The organism is Microvirga terrestris, from assembly GCF_015694425.1.
Classification (GTDB): domain Bacteria; phylum Pseudomonadota; class Alphaproteobacteria; order Rhizobiales; family Beijerinckiaceae; genus Microvirga; species Microvirga terrestris.
This window is the reverse complement of the sequence record NZ_JADQDN010000014.1, coordinates 1-17,773: the sequence shown is the minus strand read 5'-3', so window position 1 is coordinate 17,773 and position 17,773 is coordinate 1. Positions and strand designations below refer to the sequence as shown.

Annotated in this window: 16 protein-coding genes; 9 read left to right on the top strand and 7 right to left on the bottom strand. The window is 61.5% G+C overall.

What is annotated here, in order from left to right:
* Positions 1–32 precede the first annotated feature (32 nt).
* Positions 33–881, bottom strand: coding sequence for a 3-deoxy-8-phosphooctulonate synthase (kdsA, locus tag I2H36_RS18155; protein ID WP_196265314.1), 849 nt, complete (start codon positions 879–881; stop codon positions 33–35).
* A gap of 225 nt (positions 882–1,106) precedes the next feature.
* Between kdsA and I2H36_RS18150 the strand changes: the two genes are divergently transcribed.
* On the top strand, positions 1,107–1,376 hold the full coding sequence (locus I2H36_RS18150) for a helix-turn-helix domain-containing protein (protein WP_196265313.1): 270 nt from the start codon (positions 1,107–1,109) through the stop codon (positions 1,374–1,376).
* A gap of 22 nt (positions 1,377–1,398) precedes the next feature.
* On the opposite strand, the gene I2H36_RS18145 is transcribed toward I2H36_RS18150, so the two are convergent.
* From I2H36_RS18145 to tpiA, 5 genes are all read right to left on the bottom strand, one after another.
* Positions 1,399–1,800: a DUF350 domain-containing protein gene (locus I2H36_RS18145; protein ID WP_190848289.1), complete on the bottom strand. Its 402-nt coding sequence runs from the start codon at positions 1,798–1,800 to the stop codon at positions 1,399–1,401.
* A 57-nt stretch (positions 1,801–1,857) separates the two neighbouring features.
* The gene (locus I2H36_RS18140) at positions 1,858–2,721 is read right to left on the bottom strand and encodes a VOC family protein (protein ID WP_196265312.1); all 864 of its coding nucleotides are present in this window, start codon (positions 2,719–2,721) and stop codon (positions 1,858–1,860) included.
* Between the two features lie 58 nt (positions 2,722–2,779).
* The gene (pyrG, locus tag I2H36_RS18135; RefSeq protein WP_196265311.1) at positions 2,780–4,408 is read right to left on the bottom strand and encodes a CTP synthase; all 1,629 of its coding nucleotides are present in this window, start codon (positions 4,406–4,408) and stop codon (positions 2,780–2,782) included.
* 106 nt (positions 4,409–4,514) lie between these two features.
* Complete coding sequence (secG, locus tag I2H36_RS18130; RefSeq protein WP_196265310.1) at positions 4,515–4,925, bottom strand: preprotein translocase subunit SecG; 411 nt, start codon at positions 4,923–4,925, stop codon at positions 4,515–4,517.
* Between the two features lie 120 nt (positions 4,926–5,045).
* Positions 5,046–5,813 carry a triose-phosphate isomerase gene (gene tpiA / locus I2H36_RS18125; RefSeq protein WP_196265309.1) on the bottom strand — a complete coding sequence of 256 codons (768 nt, stop codon included), beginning with the start codon at positions 5,811–5,813 and terminating at the stop codon, positions 5,046–5,048.
* Positions 5,814–5,961: 148 nt separating this feature from the next.
* Between tpiA and I2H36_RS18120 the strand changes: the two genes are divergently transcribed.
* From I2H36_RS18120 to I2H36_RS18085, 8 genes are all read left to right on the top strand, one after another.
* On the top strand, positions 5,962–7,845 hold the full coding sequence (locus tag I2H36_RS18120) for a SurA N-terminal domain-containing protein (RefSeq protein ID WP_246718897.1): 1,884 nt from the start codon (positions 5,962–5,964) through the stop codon (positions 7,843–7,845).
* A 3-nt stretch (positions 7,846–7,848) separates the two neighbouring features.
* Entirely contained in the window at positions 7,849–9,369 is a 1,521-nt protein-coding gene (gene trpE, locus I2H36_RS18115) for an anthranilate synthase component I (RefSeq protein WP_196265307.1), read from the top strand.
* A gap of 58 nt (positions 9,370–9,427) precedes the next feature.
* Positions 9,428–10,045, top strand: coding sequence for an anthranilate synthase component II (locus tag I2H36_RS18110; protein ID WP_196265358.1), 618 nt, complete (start codon positions 9,428–9,430; stop codon positions 10,043–10,045).
* A 5-nt stretch (positions 10,046–10,050) separates the two neighbouring features.
* Positions 10,051–11,064 (top strand): anthranilate phosphoribosyltransferase, encoded by a 1,014-nt coding sequence (trpD, locus tag I2H36_RS18105; protein WP_196265306.1) that lies wholly within the window; start codon positions 10,051–10,053, stop codon positions 11,062–11,064.
* 11 nt (positions 11,065–11,075) lie between these two features.
* Positions 11,076–11,876: an indole-3-glycerol phosphate synthase TrpC gene (trpC, locus tag I2H36_RS18100; RefSeq protein WP_196265305.1), complete on the top strand. Its 801-nt coding sequence runs from the start codon at positions 11,076–11,078 to the stop codon at positions 11,874–11,876.
* On the top strand, positions 11,873–12,349 hold the full coding sequence (moaC, locus tag I2H36_RS18095; RefSeq protein ID WP_196265304.1) for a cyclic pyranopterin monophosphate synthase MoaC: 477 nt from the start codon (positions 11,873–11,875) through the stop codon (positions 12,347–12,349). The genes trpC and moaC overlap by 4 nt, the downstream gene beginning before the upstream one ends.
* A complete protein-coding gene (locus I2H36_RS18090; protein ID WP_196265303.1) occupies positions 12,346–13,602 on the top strand; it encodes a molybdopterin molybdotransferase MoeA in 1,257 nt (418 codons plus the stop codon). The genes moaC and I2H36_RS18090 overlap by 4 nt, the downstream gene beginning before the upstream one ends.
* Before the next feature lie 178 nt (positions 13,603–13,780).
* Complete coding sequence (locus I2H36_RS18085) at positions 13,781–15,448, top strand: calcium-binding protein (RefSeq protein ID WP_196265302.1); 1,668 nt, start codon at positions 13,781–13,783, stop codon at positions 15,446–15,448.
* A gap of 416 nt (positions 15,449–15,864) precedes the next feature.
* On the opposite strand, the gene I2H36_RS18080 is transcribed toward I2H36_RS18085, so the two are convergent.
* Positions 15,865–17,773: cadherin domain-containing protein (locus tag I2H36_RS18080; protein WP_196265301.1), on the bottom strand; the 1,909-nt coding region annotated here is incomplete at its 5' end.

Here is a 17,773-nt window from a genome sequence, read left to right as displayed (position 1 = left end):
GCCCTCACGATGGCACATGGAAGGGTCAGGCGCTAAACGGGCCGGTTCTTAGCCAGGGCATCGAAGGCTTTGAGTTTAGCGAGCAGCGCCTCAAGCTCTTTCAGCGGCACCATGTTTGGCCCGTCCGAGGGGGCCTTATCCGGATCCTGGTGCGTCTCGATGAAGACGCCGGCAACGCCCACCGCGACGGCCGCACGGGCGAGAACCGGGACGTATTCCCGTTGGCCGCCTGAGGTCGCGCCTTTGCCGCCGGGCTGCTGCACGGAGTGAGTGGCGTCGAAGATCACCGGGGCGCCGGTCTCGGCCATGATCGGCAGGGAGCGCATGTCGGACACTAGGGTATTGTAGCCGAAGGAGGCGCCGCGCTCGGTGAGCATGACGTTGGGATTGCCGGCCGCCTTCACCTTCTCGGCGACATTCGCCATATCCCACGGTGCCAGGAACTGGCCCTTCTTCACATTGACCACCCGGCCGGTCTTAGCCGCCGCGATCAGGAGATCGGTCTGGCGGCAAAGGAAAGCGGGGATCTGGAGGACGTCGACGACCTCCGCAACGGCAGCACACTGGTCATTCTCGTGCACGTCGGTGAGCACCGGCAGCCCGTATCGCTCCTTGACCTCGGCGAAGATGGCGAGCGCCTTATCGATCCCGATGCCGCGGGCGCTGGAGATCGAAGTCCGGTTCGCCTTGTCGAAGGATGATTTGTAGACGAGACCCAAGCCCAACCGTCTGGTCATCTCACTGAGAGCTGCCGCCATCTCAAGAGCATGGTCGCGGCTCTCCATGGCGCAGGGTCCGGCGATGATGCTGAGCGGAAGGTGGTTTCCAAAGCGGACAGAGCCGATCTGGACGACATTCTGGGTCTGTTTCGTATCAGTCATGGGCTGTCACTAGCCTTTTTGATCTGAAAGGCAAAGTGGCGATATGCCATGGAAGCTTCTACCTCGGAGGACGTGCCAGGCAGAAATGGAGATTCCACGAGGAAACATCAGTTTTCTCCTCTAATGGGCACAGTCGGTAATCTTCCCTTAGGTAATTAGGTAAAGAGTATTGAAGTCACTGCAAACACTAAGAAAATTTACCGATAGCGCTTGGGGGGCGCTCTCATGTCAGATCAGGACAAGATGCAGGAACTCATTGCGATCCGAACTGCCCTCGGCTTTACCCAGAGCAGGATGGCGCACGAGATCGACATGAACCTGAGGGATTACCAGGCCTTCGAGTGGGGCGAAGCCGAAATTCCGGACCTTTACCTTAGAGCGATCGAGCGGATCGCGATGCTCTATGCGGTTCGCCACGGCAACCCGATGCTGGTGCCGGCCTCCATGCGGACCGAAGCCCTGCAATTTGCCCGGATGGTCGAAGCGGAAGACTGAGCGACAGGTCGTCTGCTGACCGTCAGAACGTCATCGCGGCGGCATTGATGATGCCGGCCGATAGCGACGACGCGCCGAGGAACAGGGCAGCCGCCATCTCGCCAGCGGCAATGCGCTGCGAGAGATTGGGCATGACGATCCGCACGAGCCAGTAGACGACGATTTGCACGGCCAGAGCGACGAGGCCCCAAACGAGGCAATCGACGATGGTCTGGGCATGAACGATGGCGCTGGCGAGCGGCAACGCAAAGCCGACGAGGCTGAAGCCCAGTGCCGTTGCGGCCGAGATCACGTTCTCCCGGATCAGGGCAAACTCGTTGTGCATTGTGGCAAGCGTGTAGATGGCCAGATACAGCCCCACCAGCGCGACAGCGAGCACGAAGAAGATCAGGAAATCGGGCAAGCCCGCGAGAGAATTAGCCACGGGTAGAGTCCCCCACCGGTTGTTGTTATTCAACCACTTAAGGGAACATGGTTAACATTACGTTGGCTCGAACGCGATCGCGACGCCGAAGGCGGCACTGGCCGGCACAATGAGCCTGCTGCCAATATGCTGATAGGGAATCTCCGCCGCATCGAGCCACCGTGCCTGTCGCTGGATATCCTCGACACGGATGGCAAAGGCCACGAAGGACGGTTGGTCGAGTTCTGCCTCGATGGAACCATAGATCTCCGCGGCATCGTCGGGCGTCAAGACATCGATGTGGCCACCGTCCAATCGGAAGGACAGATCGTCCCCGTCGGAGCTTCCGGGCTGCACGCCGGTAAAGGCGTTGAGAAAATCGCGAAGCCGTTCTGGCTCCGGGGCAGCCAGGGTGACGGATGAGATCCGGGTTGCCTGATTGTCGTGGCGCTGGAACTCCGGGTTCCAGAAATTCTCTGGGTAATGCTGCTGGCACACGAAGAAACCAGCCCTGGGTGAGCGCTCGGCTGATGTGAAGGCCAACGTGAAAGCGACCTTGACCTCGCTGCCGTCGGGCCGACGTCCGCTTCGCTCGAAGTGGAAGGGCTCGAAGGACCCGATGCCCTTCTCGGCAAAGAGAGCAGCGTCAGCCTTGGCGTCCTCGCTGTCGAGGACCAGCATGGCCATACCTTCGCGGGATCGCAGATAGTCCTGAACGAAAGCACCGAAGCTGAAGGCGCTGTTCGAGTGGGGGGCTATAGCGGCGCCCTCGCCTACAGTGATCAGCTCGATGAAGGATCCGGAAAATTGAATGATCCGGTTCTCGGTGCCCCAAGGGTGCCGGTTGCGGGAACCGACCTGGAAGCCGAGACGCTGGTAAAAGTGCCCGGCCTGATCCAAGTCTTGGACAGCAACAACGTGGTGGTCGATCCGGCGGGTCATGGGGTTCGTTCCTGCTGGTCATGCCCGCAAAATGCGGGCATGACGGTCCAGGTTAACATCAAACCAGCCGGCTTTGCTCCACGGCCGCATGGATGAAGCTCTTGAAGAGCGGGTGCGGCTCGAACGGACGCGACTTCAGTTCGGGATGGTACTGCACGCCGATGAACCAGGGATGGTCTTCGTACTCGACGATCTCGGGCAGGATGCCATCGGGAGACACGCCTGAGAAGCGCAGGCCCTTCGTCTCGAGCTGGTCGCGATAAGACATGTTCACTTCATAGCGATGCCGATGGCGCTCGGAGATTTCCGTGCCGCCATAGATCTCCGCCACCTTGCTGCCGGGCTTCAGGGAGGCCTTATAGGCGCCGAGCCGCATGGTGCCGCCAAGATCGCCGGCGGCCGTGCGCTTCTCGAGTTCGTTGCCACGCAGCCACTCGGTCATGAGGCCGACAACAGGCTGTGAGGTCGGACCGAACTCGGTGGAGCTCGCCTCCTGAATGCCCGCGAGGGAGCGGGCTGCCTCGATGACAGCCATCTGCATGCCGAAGCAGATGCCGAAATACGGCACCTTGCGCTCGCGCGCGAAGCGGGCTGCCCGGATCTTGCCTTCGGCGCCGCGCTGGCCAAAGCCGCCGGGCACCATGATGCCGTGAATGCCCTCGAGGAACGGAGCCGGATCCTCGCTCTCGAAGACCTCGCTCTCGATCCACTCGAGATTCACCTTCACCTGATTGGCGATGCCGCCATGGTGAAGTGCCTCGATGAGTGACTTATAGGCGTCCTTAAGGCCGGTATATTTGCCCACCACGGCGATGGTGACTTCGCCCTCAGGGTTATGGACGCGCTCGGAAATGGTGGTCCAGCGGGACAGGTTCGGGGTCTTGGCCGTATCGAGGCCGAAGGCAGCCAGAACCTCGCTGTCGAGACCTGCTTGATGATAGGCCAGCGGCACGTCGTAGATCGAGCGGGCGTCCCGCGCCTCGATCACGGCGGTCTCGCGCACGTTGCAGAACAGGGCGAGCTTGCGGCGCTCGTCCTTCGGGATCTCGCGGTCGGTCCGGCAGAGCAGGATGTCGGGCTGGATGCCGATGGAGCGCAGTTCCGCCACCGAGTGCTGGGTCGGCTTGGTCTTCAACTCGCCGGCGGACGGGATGAACGGCAGGAGGGTCAAGTGGACATAGATCGCCTGCCCTCTCGGGAGATCGTTGCCGAGTTGTCGGATAGCCTCGAAGAACGGCAGGCCCTCGATGTCGCCCACCGTACCGCCGATCTCGACCAGGACGAAGTCGAAGCCTTCGTTGCCGGTGAGAACGAAGTCCTTGATGGCGTTCGTGACATGCGGGATCACCTGGATGGTTGCGCCGAGATAATCGCCACGGCGCTCCTTGGTGATGATGTCGAGATAAATGCGCCCGGTCGTGATGTTGTCGGCCTTGGTGGCCGGCACGCCGGTGAAGCGCTCGTAATGGCCAAGGTCCAGGTCGGTCTCAGCGCCGTCGTCGGTCACGAAGACCTCGCCGTGCTGATAGGGACTCATCGTCCCTGGATCGACGTTGAGATATGGGTCGAGCTTGCGAAGCCGAACCTTGTAACCGCGTGCTTGGAGAAGCGCTCCGAGAGCCGCCGAAGCCAGACCCTTGCCGAGCGAAGACACCACGCCGCCGGTGATGAATACGTACCGCGTCATGGACCCCTATCCATAAACATCAGGCGCCGATTCGCAATCGCGAACCGGACCACCTGAAAGCCATCCACAAAAAGAGAGGGCCGGATGCACCGGCCCTGGTTTCATTTTACTGCTGAGGCGCTGCGGGCGCCGGTACCGGAGCGCCGGGAGCCGGAGCCGACGGCTGATCGCCCTGTAGACGCTGCAATTGCTCGAGCACGTTGCCGCCCTGCCCGCCAGCCGGAGCCTGCTGGCCCGGAGCCGCCGGTGCAGCGCCGTCGAGGATCGAGCGCGGTGCCCGGGTCGAGGTCGCCATGACGGTGAGCGCGATGCTCGTCACGAAGAACAGGCCTGCCAGAATCGCCGTCGCGCGGGTGAGCGCATTGGCCTGTCCGCGCCCGGTCATGAAGCCGGACACACCGCCGCCGCCTCCACCGCCGCCGAGGCCCATGCCGCCGCCTTCGGAGCGCTGCAGGAGAACCACACCGATCAGGGCGAGCACGATGATCAGGTGGATGATGATGAGAACTGTTTGCATCGTTTTCAAAAACCTCAAGCGGCTGCGCACAGGGCGACAGCCGCTCGCAATCCGTTCGTTGCGGCGGCCTGTAGCATAGGTGGGCTCAGGATCAAAGACCCGCAACCCGCCTTTTCGAACTTACCCCAGATAAGCTCCTGCGATGCCCAGGAAATCGGCCGCCACGAGGCTGGCGCCGCCCACGAGGGCACCGTTGACGTTCTCCACCGCCATCAGCTCAGCGGCGTTGGAGGGCTTCACGGAGCCGCCATAAAGGATCCTGACCTTGGGAGCATCCGCTTTGCCGACGAGGCGGCGCAGCTCATCACGAATGACCGCATGAACCTCCGCCACATCCGCCGTGGTCGGGGTTAATCCTGTCCCGATTGCCCAGACAGGCTCATAGGCGACGACGAGATTGTGGCTGTTCGATTCGACAGGGATCGAACCGCGCAACTGCTTCTTGACCACCGCGAGGGTCTTGCCGGCCTCACGCTCCTCTCGGGTCTCGCCGACGCAGACGATGGCTGTGAGGCCGGCCCGGTGGGCCGCCACCGCCTTGGCGCAGACATCTTGGTCCTTTTCCTTGTGATATTGGCGCCGCTCGGAATGACCGACGATCACGTAGGTCGCGCCGGCATCGGCCAGCATCTCGGCAGACAGGTCGCCCGTGAAGGCCCCCGATTCTTTGGCATGGCAGTCCTGCCCGCCGATGGCGACCCGGGAGCCGATGGAGAGCTGCGCGCAGTGACCGATCAGGGTCGCAGGCGGACAGACCGCCAGCTCGACTTTCGCCTTGAGGCCTGGGGTATAGCCCGCGTGGATCTCCTCCAGCACCCTGGCCGAGGCCCTCAACCCGTTCATCTTCCAGTTGCCCGCAACCAGCGGGCGCGGCCGATCGACGCTCATATAAGGCACTCCTGTCACGCTTGATAACTTGGCACTAGCAGAGGCTTGAGCCTTCTTTCAACCAGACTTGCCCTTTTCGTAGAGCCCCTGATCGGTTATCGGCAGGTTTAACGAGTTTTTTGGAAACGGGTTCACGATGCTTCGGAACATGCGCAAGGCTGGGCAGACAGTGGTCGGCAAAGCCATCGCCACCATCTTTTTCGGCGCCCTCATCGTCAGCTTCGCCATCTGGGGCATCGGCGACATCTTCCGCGCAACGCCCGCCTCCACGGTGGCTGAGGTCGGCGACACGACGATCACGGTCAACCAGACCCGCAATGCGTATACCAATGAACTCCAGCGGCTCGGGCGCCAGTTCCGTACGGTCATCAGCCCTGAACAGGCCCGTGCCTTCGGCCTCGACCAGCAAGTGGTCAACAACCTTGTGACCGATGCCGTTCTGGCTGAAAAGGCCCGGGAGATGGGTCTGTCGGTGTCCGATCAGCTTGTCGCTGCCTCGATCGTCAACAATCCTGCCTTCAAAGGTGCGGACGGCCAGTTCAACCGCGCACTCTTCGAACAGGCGCTCCGCAACGTCAATCTCTCCGAAGCCGGTTTCGTGCAGGAGCAGCGCTCCGCCATGGCGCGCCTCCACCTCGCCGAAGCGGTTGCTGGCAATATCAATGTACCCCTGGCTGCCAGGGAAGCCTTGAACCGATATTCCACTGAGCGTAGGGCCGCCGCCTACCTTCTCCTGACCGCAGCCATGGCGGCCGACGTTCCCGCTCCCACGGCCGAACAGCTCCAGACCTTTTTCAACGAGCGCAAGAGCGCTTTCCGCGCTCCTGAGTACCGCGCCGTGACGGCAATGAGCCTCGATGCGGCCGCCCTGGCAAAACCCGATACAGTATCGGAGGCGGATGCACGGGCACGCTACGAGCAGCAGAAGGCGAAATACGGCAGCCCCGAGCGCCGCACCATCCAGCAGATCACCTTCCCGTCCCAGGCCGAAGCCGAGGCTGCCGCCAACAAGCTCAAGGAAGGGGCAACATTCGAGTCCATCGCGGCGGAACGCAACGTGTCCCCGCAGGATCTGGAACTCGGCACCTTCACCAGGGCCGAGATGCTCGACCAAGCTGTGGCGGAGGCTGCGTTCAGCCTGGAGCAGGGTGCGGCGAGCGCTCCGATCGCCGGCCGCTTCGGTCCTGTGCTCTTGCGGGTAACGCAGATCCAGCCCGAAGCCGTTCGTCCGTTTGAAGAAGTCGCGGCGGCGCTCCGGCAGGAGGTCGCAAGCGAGCGGGCTCAGGGCCAGATCGAACGGATCCATGACGAGATCGAGGATCTGCGCGCCGGCGCCAAGCCTCTGGCGGACATCGCCAAGGAAAAAGGCCTGACCCTGGTTCAGGTCCCGGCGGTGGATGCCAACGGTCTCGACAAGGCCGGTAAGCCGGTCAACCTTCCCGAGACAAACGCCGTTGTGAAGGCCGCCTTCGCCTCCGACATCGGTGTCGACAATGAGGCCCTGCGCACCGGTACCGGCTATGTCTGGTATGACGTGACCGGCATCGAGGCCTCCCGCGAGAAGAACCTCGATGAGGTCCGCGATCAGGTCGCCACCCAGTGGCGCGAGGATCAGGTCGCCCAGCGTCTTGCCGAGAAAGCACGCGGGCTGACGGAGCGTCTTGAGAAGGGCGAAGCCATCGAGGCCGTGGCTCAGGAGGCCGGCGCGACAGTGAAAACCGCCACCGATCTTGCCCGAAACGCCGCCAAAGACGATCTCACCGCCGAGGCCGTGAACCGCATCTTCGCCGTTCCGGTCGGCAAGGCTGGTCATGCGTCCAACGGCCCGGATGCACGCGCCGTGTTCAAGGTCACCTCCGCCACGGTCCCGCCCCTGGTTACGTCCACCCAGCAGGCACAGAACGCAGAGAACCAGCTCCGCACCGGCATTGGCGATGACCTGATCAACCAGTACATCGCCCAGGTCCGTCAGGATCTCGGGGTGACCATCAACCAGCAGGCTTTGCGTCAGGCCACCGGCGGCGAACTGTAAGCCATGACACTCGCGCCCGACTTCGACACGTTCGCCGCGGCCTATAAGGCTGGCGAGGCTGGCGTCCTGCGTGCCACCCTGGTAGGCGATCTGCTCACCCCGGTTGCGGCCTTCATGAAGCTGCGGCACGGACGCAAGGGCTCGGCCTTCCTGCTGGAATCGGTCGAAGGTGGTGCGACCCGGGGTCGCTTCTCAATGATCGGGCTCGATCCGGACCTCGTCTGGCGTTGCCAGGACGGTGTTGCGTCCATCGACCGTCAGGCGCTGAACCGGATTCAGGAGTTCCGGGTGGAGGAGCAGCCTCCCCTGGAGAGCCTGCGGGGCCTGATCAAGGAAAGCGCCCTGCCCCTCTATGATGATCTACCGCCCATGGCGGCCGGGCTCTTCGGTTATCTCGGCTACGACATGGTTCGGCTCATGGAGCGCCTGCCCGAGCCTAACCCGGATGTGCTGAAGGTGCCGGACGCCATCCTTGTCCGCCCCACCGTTATGGTGGTGTTCGATGGGGTGAAGGACGAGATCTCACTCATCACGCCCGTACGCCCTCAGGCGGGCACCCCCGCCAAAGCGGCCTATGAAACCGCTCTGGCGCGCCTCGACGAGGTGACAGTCGCACTGGAACGTCCGCTGCCCATGGACGACGGGACCGACCCGACACGCATTCACTTCGAACCGCCGGTATCCAATACCAGTCCGGGCGAGTTCGAGGCGATGGTGGCGAAGGCGAAGGACTATATCCGCGCCGGCGACATCTTCCAGGTGGTGCTGTCCCAGCGCTTCGAATCCGCCTTCCCCCTGCCCGCCTTCGCCCTTTACCGCTCCCTGCGTCGGGTCAATCCGGCCCCGTTCCTCTGCTATCTCGATTTCGAGGATTTCCAGATCGTCTGCTCCTCGCCTGAGATTCTGGTGCGGGTCCGCGACGGCAAGGTTACGATCCGCCCCATCGCCGGCACCCGCCCGCGCGGCGCCACGGCGGCCGAGGACCGGACCCACGCGGAAAGCCTGCTGGCCGATCAGAAGGAGCGCGCCGAACACCTGATGTTGCTCGATCTCGGGCGCAACGATGTGGGCCGCGTGGCAGAGATGGGCTCCGTGCAGGTGACGGATTCCTTCTTCCTCGAATATTACAGCCAGGTGATGCACATCGTCTCGAACGTGGAAGGCCGCCTCGACCCAAGCTTCGACGCCCTCGATGCGCTGATCGCCGGCTTCCCGGCCGGCACGGTTTCCGGCGCGCCGAAGGTGCGCGCCATGCAGATCATCGACGAGTTGGAGAAGGACAAGCGCGGTCCCTATGCCGGTTGCATCGGCTATTTCGGCGCCAATGGCGAAATGGATACCTGTATCGTGCTGCGCACGGCCGTGGTGAAGGACGGTCGCATGGCCGTCCAGGCAGGGGCCGGGATCGTCTACGATTCCGATCCGGCGTCCGAGCAGCAGGAATGCATCAACAAGTCGAAGGCGCTGTTCCGGGCCGCCGAGGAGGCTGTGCGCTTCGCCAGCCAGGCGAGGGTTGGGCAATGAGCTCGGCGTTAATGCTTCCCTTGACCGGGGCCGCACCTTGCGCGAACGTCGGCGCGCCATGACCCGCGTTCTCGTCATCGACAATTACGACAGTTTCACCTGGAATCTGGTGCATCTGCTCGGCCCTCTCGCCACGTCCGTCGACGTGGTGCGCAACGACGCCATTACCACCGACGAGGTCCTGGCCTCACGTCCCGATGCGATCGTGCTCTCCCCCGGGCCTTGCACTCCGAATGAGGCGGGCGTCTGCCTCGATCTCGTTAAACGGGCCTCGCCCGAAATTCCGACCTTCGGCGTATGCCTCGGCCTGCAGACGATCGGTCAGGTCTTCGGCGGCACCGTATCCCACGCGCCCCTGCCGATGCATGGCAAGGTCTCGGAGGTGGAGCATGGTGGGCAGGCGGTGTTCAGAGGCATCAACGGCCCCTTCAAGGCTACCCGCTATCATTCCCTCATCGTGGATCGGGAGACCTGCCCGGCTGACCTCCTTGTCACGGCGGAGACGGCTGACGGCCTGGTGATGGGCCTGTCCCACCGCTCGCTGCCGGTCCACGGCGTGCAATTTCACCCGGAGAGCATCCTGTCGGAACATGGGGTCACGATCATGCGCAATTTCTTCGACCTCGCCGCGGATTGGAATGCCAAGCACCGCGCGACCGCACCAGCAGAGCACTGAAACCGATGGAATCCTTCAAATCCTACCTCGCCAAGGTCGCCACAGGCGCGTCGCTGACGCGGGACGAGGCGCGGGATGCCTTCGACGACCTGCTCTCCGGCGAGGTAACGCCAGCCCAGGGCGGCGCCTTCCTGATGGCGCTCAGGGTTCGTGGTGAAGCGCTCGACGAGATTGTCGGCGCCGTCACCGCCATGCGGGGGCGCATGCTGCGGGTCAATGCTCCCGAGAACGCCATCGACATCGTCGGCACCGGCGGCGACCATAAGGGCAGCTACAACATCTCGACCCTGGCTTCGATCATCGTGGCGTCCTGCGGCATTTCCGTTGCCAAGCATGGCAACCGGGCGGCCTCTTCCAAATCGGGCACCGCAGACGTGCTCTCGGCGCTCGGGGTGAAGCTCGGCCTCGCCCCCGAAGGCCTTGAGCGCTGCCTGTCCGAGACCAAGCTCTGTTTCATGTTCGCCCAGACCCACCACGCCGCCATGCGCCACGTGGCGCCAGTGCGGGTGGAACTTGGCACGCGAACGATCTTCAATCTGCTTGGCCCGCTCGCCAACCCGGCCGGCGCCAAGCGACAGTTGCTCGGTGTCTTCTCAGAGGCCTGGCTCGAGCCTCTCACCCAGGTTCTCAAAGAACTTGGCTCCCAGAAGGTTTGGACCGTACACGGCTCGGACGGTCTCGACGAAATGACCACGACAGGCCCGACCTTCGTGGTGGCGCTGGAGAATGGCGCGATCCGCCGCTTCACCGTTACGCCTGAAGAGGTCGGCCTGCCGACCGCATCCCTGGACGATCTGCGCGGCGGCGACCCCGAGCACAATGCAGCGCAATTGCGTGCCGTCCTCGATGGTGCCTGCACACCTTATCGCGATGTCGCCCTGCTCAATGCTGCCGCCTCCCTCGTGGTGGCGGACGAGGCTGCGAACTTGCGCGATGGTCTCGAGCGCGCCTCCCGTGCCCTCGACAGCGGCGCTTCCAAGGCCACCTTGGACCGCCTCGTCCAAGTCTCGAACAGTTGAGCGGACAGCGCATGAGCGACGTTCTCAGCCGGATCGAAGCCTACAAGCGCCAGGAGATCGCAGCCGCGAAGGCTGCCGTGCCGCAGGCCGAGATCGAGCGCCGCGCCCGCGAGGCCTCATCACCACGCGGCTTTGCTAAGGCCATCGAGCGCCACCTTGCCGAAGGGCGGCCTGCGCTGATTGCCGAGGTGAAGAAGGCGAGCCCTTCCAAGGGTCTGATCCGCGCCGATTTCGACCCACCGATCCTCGCCCGCGCCTACGCTGAGGGCGGGGCCACCTGCCTGTCCGTTCTCACGGACGAGCCCTCTTTCCAGGGCAAGCCCGAGTACCTCGCCCAAGCCCGCGATGCCTCCGGCCTCCCGGCCCTGCGCAAGGATTTCCTGTTCGAGCCCTACCAGGTCTACGAGGCCCGGGCCTGGGGTGCGGACTGCATCCTCGTCATAATGGCGAGCGTCACGGACGACGAGGCTCGCGTCCTGATCGATACCGCTCACAGCCTCGGCATGGACGTTCTTGTCGAGGTGCACGACCGGCCCGAGTTGGAGCGCGCCCTGCAGCTGGGCACAAAGCTGATCGGCATCAACAACCGCAATCTCCGCACCTTCGAGGTATCGCTCGAGGTCAGCGAGGAGCTGGCGCCGCTGATCCCGTCCGACCGCATCATCGTCGGCGAGAGCGGCATCTTCACAATCCAGGACATCGATCGATTGACGAAGGTGAATATCCGCACCTTCTTGGTCGGCGAGAGCCTGATGCGGCAGGCAGACGTGGCAGCGGCCACCCGCAGGCTCCTGTTCGGCGAGGCCCTATGACGAGGCTCACGCATCTCGATGCGGCGGGCGAGGCCAATATGGTCGACGTCTCGGACAAGGACATCACCAGCCGCACCGCAATCGCCGAAGGTTGCGTGGTCATGCTGCCGGAAACGGTGGCCCTGATCCGCCAGGGGGATGCCAAGAAGGGCGATGTGCTGGGGACAGCGCGGCTTGCCGGCATCATGGCCTCCAAGCGCACGCACGAGCTCATTCCCCTTTGTCACCCTCTTCTGATTTCAAAAGTGAAGGTGGACTGCACCCTCGACGAGAGCCTTCCCGGGGTGCGCGTGAGCGCCGAGGTGAAGGTGTCGGGTCAGACCGGTGTCGAAATGGAAGCGCTCACCGCCGTTTCCGTCGCGTGCCTGACGATCTACGACATGGTGAAAGCCGCCGATAAGGGCATGCGGATCGAGAGCATCCGCCTACGCCGGAAGAGCGGCGGACGATCGGGAGATTACGAGGCGCCATGAGCCTGATTTCGGTAGAGGATGCCCTGTCGCGCGTCCTGGCGAGCGTGGAGAAGCCGCTCGAAACTGAGCATGTAGCCCTTACCTCCTGCGCCGGACGCACCCTTGCTGAGGATCTCAGCGCCCTTCGAGACCAGCCTCCCTTCCCAGCCGCCGCCATGGATGGCTATGCCGTGCGCAGCGGGGATTGCGCCCAGGTTCCGGCGACCCTCCAGGTGATCGGAACAAGCGCCGCAGGGTCTCGCTTCACCGGAACTCTCAGCCCGATGGAAGCGGTGCGGATCTTCACCGGTGCACCGGTTCCCGACGGTGCCGACGCCGTGGTGCTGCAGGAAGACACGGACCGCGTCGGGGACCACGTGGTGGTGAAGGAGGCAACACGCCCGAACCGCCATATTCGCCCCGCAGGGCTCGATTTCCGTGCCGGCGACGTGCTGCTGCAGGCGGGGCTGCGCCTCGACTCCCGCCACATCGCGTTGGCGGCCGCCATGGGTCATGGAACGCTGCCGGTGCATCGTAAGCCAAAGGTCGCCATTCTCGCCACGGGCGACGAACTGGTGCGGGCGGGTGAACCAATTGGGCCCGACCAAATTGCTGCCTCGAGCTCGCCTGCCACGATCCTGATGGTCGAGAAAGCAGGAGCCGAAGCCATCGATCTTGGCATTGCCCGCGACACGCTTGAGTCACTCGATGAGCACATCCAAGCAGCACGCGATGCGAGCGCAGATATCCTTGTGACTCTAGGCGGCGCGTCAGTTGGCGAGCACGACCTTGTGCAGAAAGCCCTGAGCCGCCAAGGCATGGAGCTCGGCTTCTGGCGCGTAGCTTTGCGGCCAGGCAAGCCTCTGATGCACGGCCGCCTTGGCTCGACCCTGCTGCTCGGCCTTCCCGGCAATCCAGTCTCCTCCCTTGTTTGCGCAGTGCTATTCCTGATCCCAGCTATCCGCGCTCTCGTGGGGGACCAACGGGCCGCAGACGACCCAGCAGAGGACGCCATCCTCGGCGCGGACCTCCCGCCCAACAAGGAGCGGCAGGATTACATGCGAGCTTCGCTTGCCATGCAGGACATGCCCTTGAGCCTCGCCCAAGGCTCTGAGCGCCTCATGCTCCCGGTCGCAACACCGCATCTGCTCCAAGACTCATCCATGCTGAGCATCCTGGAACGCTCCGACGCCCTGCTCGTGCGCCCCCCTCATGCTCCTGCGGCGGCGGCCGGAGAAGCGTGCCGAGTCATTCGGCTGGAGCGGCTCTGCTGAAAGCCCGCTATCCTAAGCGAACATAGCACAGCACCGGTTGTTGATCGCTGTGGATGTTGGAACACAAGACACGAGCTTGACCTGATACTCATGAAATCGGCATTTGCTCGATCCTCAGAAACGATACTATATTGCCCAAACTGAATGCCTAAATAGCTAGGCTTACAAGGGGGCCATTATGGCAGATTTCATTTACAGCGACGTTGCCAATCTATCTCTTGACGAAGTCCTCGTCGGTGCCGTTGCTCAAGCCACATCTGATGCAGATCATTTTACACTGATCAACCCAATTAACGGGTACACGATCACCTTCTTCGGAACCGACTTCACATATAGCGCTCCGCCGCCTGCGGGAGGGCCAACGGGGGGCTCCGTCTCTGGTATAACTCTCACTAACGCAAGCGGTGTCGATGTCCTTGACGTCGATCTTTTGCCAGCCACACCCTCGCTTGCGACATTCTGGAGCACATTTTCAGCCGCTGGCTTCACCTACGCTGGGAGCGCTGCCGCCTTCACAGCACTCTTGGCCGTGAAGGAAGAGGACGCCATCAATGGGGGGAGCAGCGACGATCGCATTGGCGTTTATGGCGCCGGTGGGATCATCCTGGGTGATGCCGGCAATGACACTTTCCTCGTGAATGAAGGCGTCAACGGAGCAAAGATCTTTGGAACGGTTACGGTCAGCACCACCGAAGAGCTTCAGACCGACGTTGTCGAAATTCGTGGCAATGCATCCATTGCGGAACTCCATGATATCGATCTGATCCGCTTTGCCGACACCCCTGGAACCTTGCCTGCCAAGGCGCTTAGTTTCAGCGGAAATCCTCAATTGGGGAACCTGAAAACCATTCAGGGTTCTGCCACAGGGATCGACACCATCAAGTTCACCAGTGCCTCTGAGGCATCAGATATCGATATTCACGACATTCAATTCGTGAACTGGAATCGTCCCAACCAGACCATTTTGGTCGACCTGAACACAAACAACGACCTAGCTTTGGATGACCGCTTCGTGGGTAGCGCAGCTGGCGAAAGAGTGACTGCAGGTAACGGTCGCGACCTGCTCTATGGCAATGCAGGTGACGACTATCTTGATGGCGGCGATGACATCGACGTACTCGATGGTGGCGAGGGCAATGACACCTTGATCGGCGGCAACGGCGGTAAGACCGACGGACCGAATATCCTGAAGGGCGGGAACGGCAACGACGTCTACAAGTTCAACGAGAAGGCCGATGTCATTATCGACACTGGTGGCCTCGACAGCCGGATGGTGTCCAAGAACACCACCATGTCGACCAAGGACAAACTCGAAGGCCTGGCTGCCGACGAGGCTGCTGGAGGCAAGTCGATCAATCTGACCGGCAACACCAAAGCCAATCTGCTCATCGGCCACAACGGCAAAAATTCCATTAAGGGCATGAACGGCAACGACATCCTTGAAGGACGCCTCGGCGCCGATAAACTGGATGGCGGCGCCGGCAACGACAAGCTCTATGGCGGCCTCGGCAATGACAATCTCACGGGCGGCGCAGGAAAGGACACTTTCTATTTCGACACTTTCCTGGGCGGGAATGTAGACAAAATCGTCAGCTTCTCGACAAAGGATGACCGCATCGCTCTGGATCGGGACATCTTCACCGCGCTTACTGGAAGCAAGCTGGCCTCTTCATCCTTCTACATCGGCACAAAGGCCAAGGATGCCGGCGACCGGATCATCTACAACAAATCGTCCGGCGCTCTCTCCTATGATGCTGATGGCTCAGGTACAGCGGTCGGAGCGATCAAGTTCGCGACGCTCGATAAAAACCTAAAGTTGTCAGCCTCAGACTTTATCCTCGTCTGAACCTGAACTTTTCTCGCTGTTTACGGCCCGCTTTGGGACAAACCCAAGCGGGCTTTTCATTGTCTATTTCTGGAGCGAGCAAAGTCTGCAGCCTGGGCTTCCTCAGCCTCATCCGTTTTGCCTGGCGAACGATCACCTCGGCCGGCGTCGGTTCCACTGGCGAGGCATCATCCCTCTTCTTCGCTGTATCACTTTATAGAGAACGAGAGCTCTTCGCAGAGGATGCTTCATGACGGCTTGCAGCGTCACGCGTAGCTCAGCGACCCTCAAAATCTTCCGTACGCCATCAGGATTGGTGGCCTTAAAGATGCGTTCTTCTATCCCAGCCGCTATCCCGTTGATGATGAAGTCCATAAGAAAACCGGCCTCCCTTGCGAGAGGCCGGCTTCATATCGTCTGATATAACGTGTCGTCTATTAGATAAAGAAGAGTTCCTTATAGGTGAAGTTCTTCAAGGCCTTGTTGTTCGTGAAGCTTGCAAGCTCGATTGCAGCCTTCGAGCCGGAACCGTCGGCATCGTAGTAAAGCACGCGCTTCTTTGCATCATAGACGAAGTAGTCGTTTGCATCCTTTGCCTTGTCTCCAACCGTGAAGAACTTGCTCGCCAACTTGGCGACCTTCGTCTCAGTGCCTTTCTTGATTGTATTGTAGAGCGTCTTGTTGCTCTTGAACAAGGTGTTCTCCAACCAGATCGAGTCATCCTTCACACTGTAGTCTTTAATCGTATCGAAGTTCACCTTACGATCGGTCCTGGACGTGCCAAGGGCCGCATCGAAGACGAAATAATCTTTGCCTTTTCCACCCCAAAGAGTGTCGTTGCCATATCCACCATAGATCTTATCAACGCCGTCACCGCCATTGATCTTATCTTTGTCATTCTCGCCTTTCAGGGTGTCATTGTCGGCATCGCCATTCAACGTATCTGCGCCGAAACCACCATAGATCGTGTCATTTCCGAAGCTACCGCTCAGAGTGTCAGCTGCAGCCCCCCCATAGAAGACATCATTGGCACCTGATCCAAGTGTTGTCTCAGGATTGATGTCCTTAACAGAAATCGTGAAATCTTGAGTATGAGACAGACCGGCACCGTTTTTATCGGTAACTTTTACCGTCACGCTGTGTGACTTTAATTGCTCATAATCAAGCCTGTAGCCGTCCTTGACCTTGAGTTGATTACCAACAAATTCGAAGCGGCCATCAGAATTGACGAGGGAGTAGATGAAGCCTCCATTGTCATCCGGATCTGTTGCCGCAAACGTCGCTACAGTAGTTCCAGCTGCCTCAAGTTCGTTTACAGAACCACCAGACAACAGCTCAATCGACTTCGGAGCCTGGTTTTGAGGGCCAGTTACCGGATTGATTGTGACGGTAACGACTTCGATATGGGAGAAGCCTGTGCCGGCCTTGTCCTGCACTCGCACCCGCACCTGAACATTCGTCGGCTGCGTCACGTCCGGCAGACCAAGAGCCCCCACCGTGATCTCGCCCGTGGTGGCGTTCACGGCAAAGTTGCTGTTGCCGGTGATCGGGGTGCCGTTGACATCCACCAGCGTGAAGCGGAAGTCCCGGTTGACCAGAGACGTGTCCGGATCGACCACATTAGTGACCGTGCCCACCGTCGTGCCCTGCTGAGCGCTCTCGCTCATGGTGTTGACCGCATAGGTGGCGTCCGAGACCGCCTCGTTCACGTCATCGAGGTAGACCTTGACCGTCGTGGTGCCGGAGGACTGGCCGTTGGTGCCGCTTTCCTTGGCCCGCACCTGCACGTTGAAGTACTTGCGCTCGTTGACCGTGCCGGCGTTCTCCACCTGCAGGTTGGTGTTGGTCTCGTAGTTCTGCGCCGCACCATTGAAGCTGATCACGCCCTGGCCATTGCTGGTGGTGATCGAGAACAGGCCGTTGACGTTGTCGACCAGTTCGTACCCTAAGGTCGTGCCGCCGAGACCATCATCCGTCGATCGCACCGTCGCAACATTGATGACTCCGGTCACGTTCTCCGTCACAGACAGCACCGTACTGCCGACAACCACAGGCGCCGTCGGAGGGGAGTTTACATCGTTGGGATTGATGGTGACGGTGACGACTTCGATATGGGAGAAGCCTGTGCCGGCCTTGTCCTGCACCCGCACCCGCACCTGAACATTCGTCGGCTGGGTCACGTCCGGTAGACCAAGAGCCCCCACCGTGATCTCGCCCGTGGTGGCGTTCACGGCAAAGTTGCTGTTGCCGGTGATCGGGGTGCCGTTGGCATCCACCAGCGTGAAGCGGAAGTCCCGGTTGACCAGAGACGTGTCCGGATCGACCACATTAGTGACCGTGCCCACC

Excerpts from the sequence above, each read along its gene's own strand:
- kdsA (WP_196265314.1), bottom strand. The coding sequence starts at position 881 with ATGACTGATACGAAACAGACCCAGAATGTCGTCCAGATCGGCTCTGTC.
- I2H36_RS18150 (WP_196265313.1), top strand. The coding sequence starts at position 1,107 with ATGTCAGATCAGGACAAGATGCAGGAACTCATTGCGATCCGAACTGCC.
- I2H36_RS18140 (WP_196265312.1), bottom strand. The coding sequence starts at position 2,721 with ATGACCCGCCGGATCGACCACCACGTTGTTGCTGTCCAAGACTTGGAT.
- pyrG (WP_196265311.1), bottom strand. The coding sequence starts at position 4,408 with ATGACGCGGTACGTATTCATCACCGGCGGCGTGGTGTCTTCGCTCGGC.
- secG (WP_196265310.1), bottom strand. The coding sequence starts at position 4,925 with ATGCAAACAGTTCTCATCATCATCCACCTGATCATCGTGCTCGCCCTG.
- tpiA (WP_196265309.1), bottom strand. The coding sequence starts at position 5,813 with ATGAGCGTCGATCGGCCGCGCCCGCTGGTTGCGGGCAACTGGAAGATG.
- I2H36_RS18120 (WP_246718897.1), top strand. The coding sequence starts at position 5,962 with ATGCGCAAGGCTGGGCAGACAGTGGTCGGCAAAGCCATCGCCACCATC.
- trpE (WP_196265307.1), top strand. The coding sequence starts at position 7,849 with ATGACACTCGCGCCCGACTTCGACACGTTCGCCGCGGCCTATAAGGCT.
- I2H36_RS18110 (WP_196265358.1), top strand. The coding sequence starts at position 9,428 with ATGACCCGCGTTCTCGTCATCGACAATTACGACAGTTTCACCTGGAAT.
- trpD (WP_196265306.1), top strand. The coding sequence starts at position 10,051 with ATGGAATCCTTCAAATCCTACCTCGCCAAGGTCGCCACAGGCGCGTCG.
- trpC (WP_196265305.1), top strand. The coding sequence starts at position 11,076 with ATGAGCGACGTTCTCAGCCGGATCGAAGCCTACAAGCGCCAGGAGATC.
- moaC (WP_196265304.1), top strand. The coding sequence starts at position 11,873 with ATGACGAGGCTCACGCATCTCGATGCGGCGGGCGAGGCCAATATGGTC.
- I2H36_RS18090 (WP_196265303.1), top strand. The coding sequence starts at position 12,346 with ATGAGCCTGATTTCGGTAGAGGATGCCCTGTCGCGCGTCCTGGCGAGC.
- I2H36_RS18085 (WP_196265302.1), top strand. The coding sequence starts at position 13,781 with ATGGCAGATTTCATTTACAGCGACGTTGCCAATCTATCTCTTGACGAA.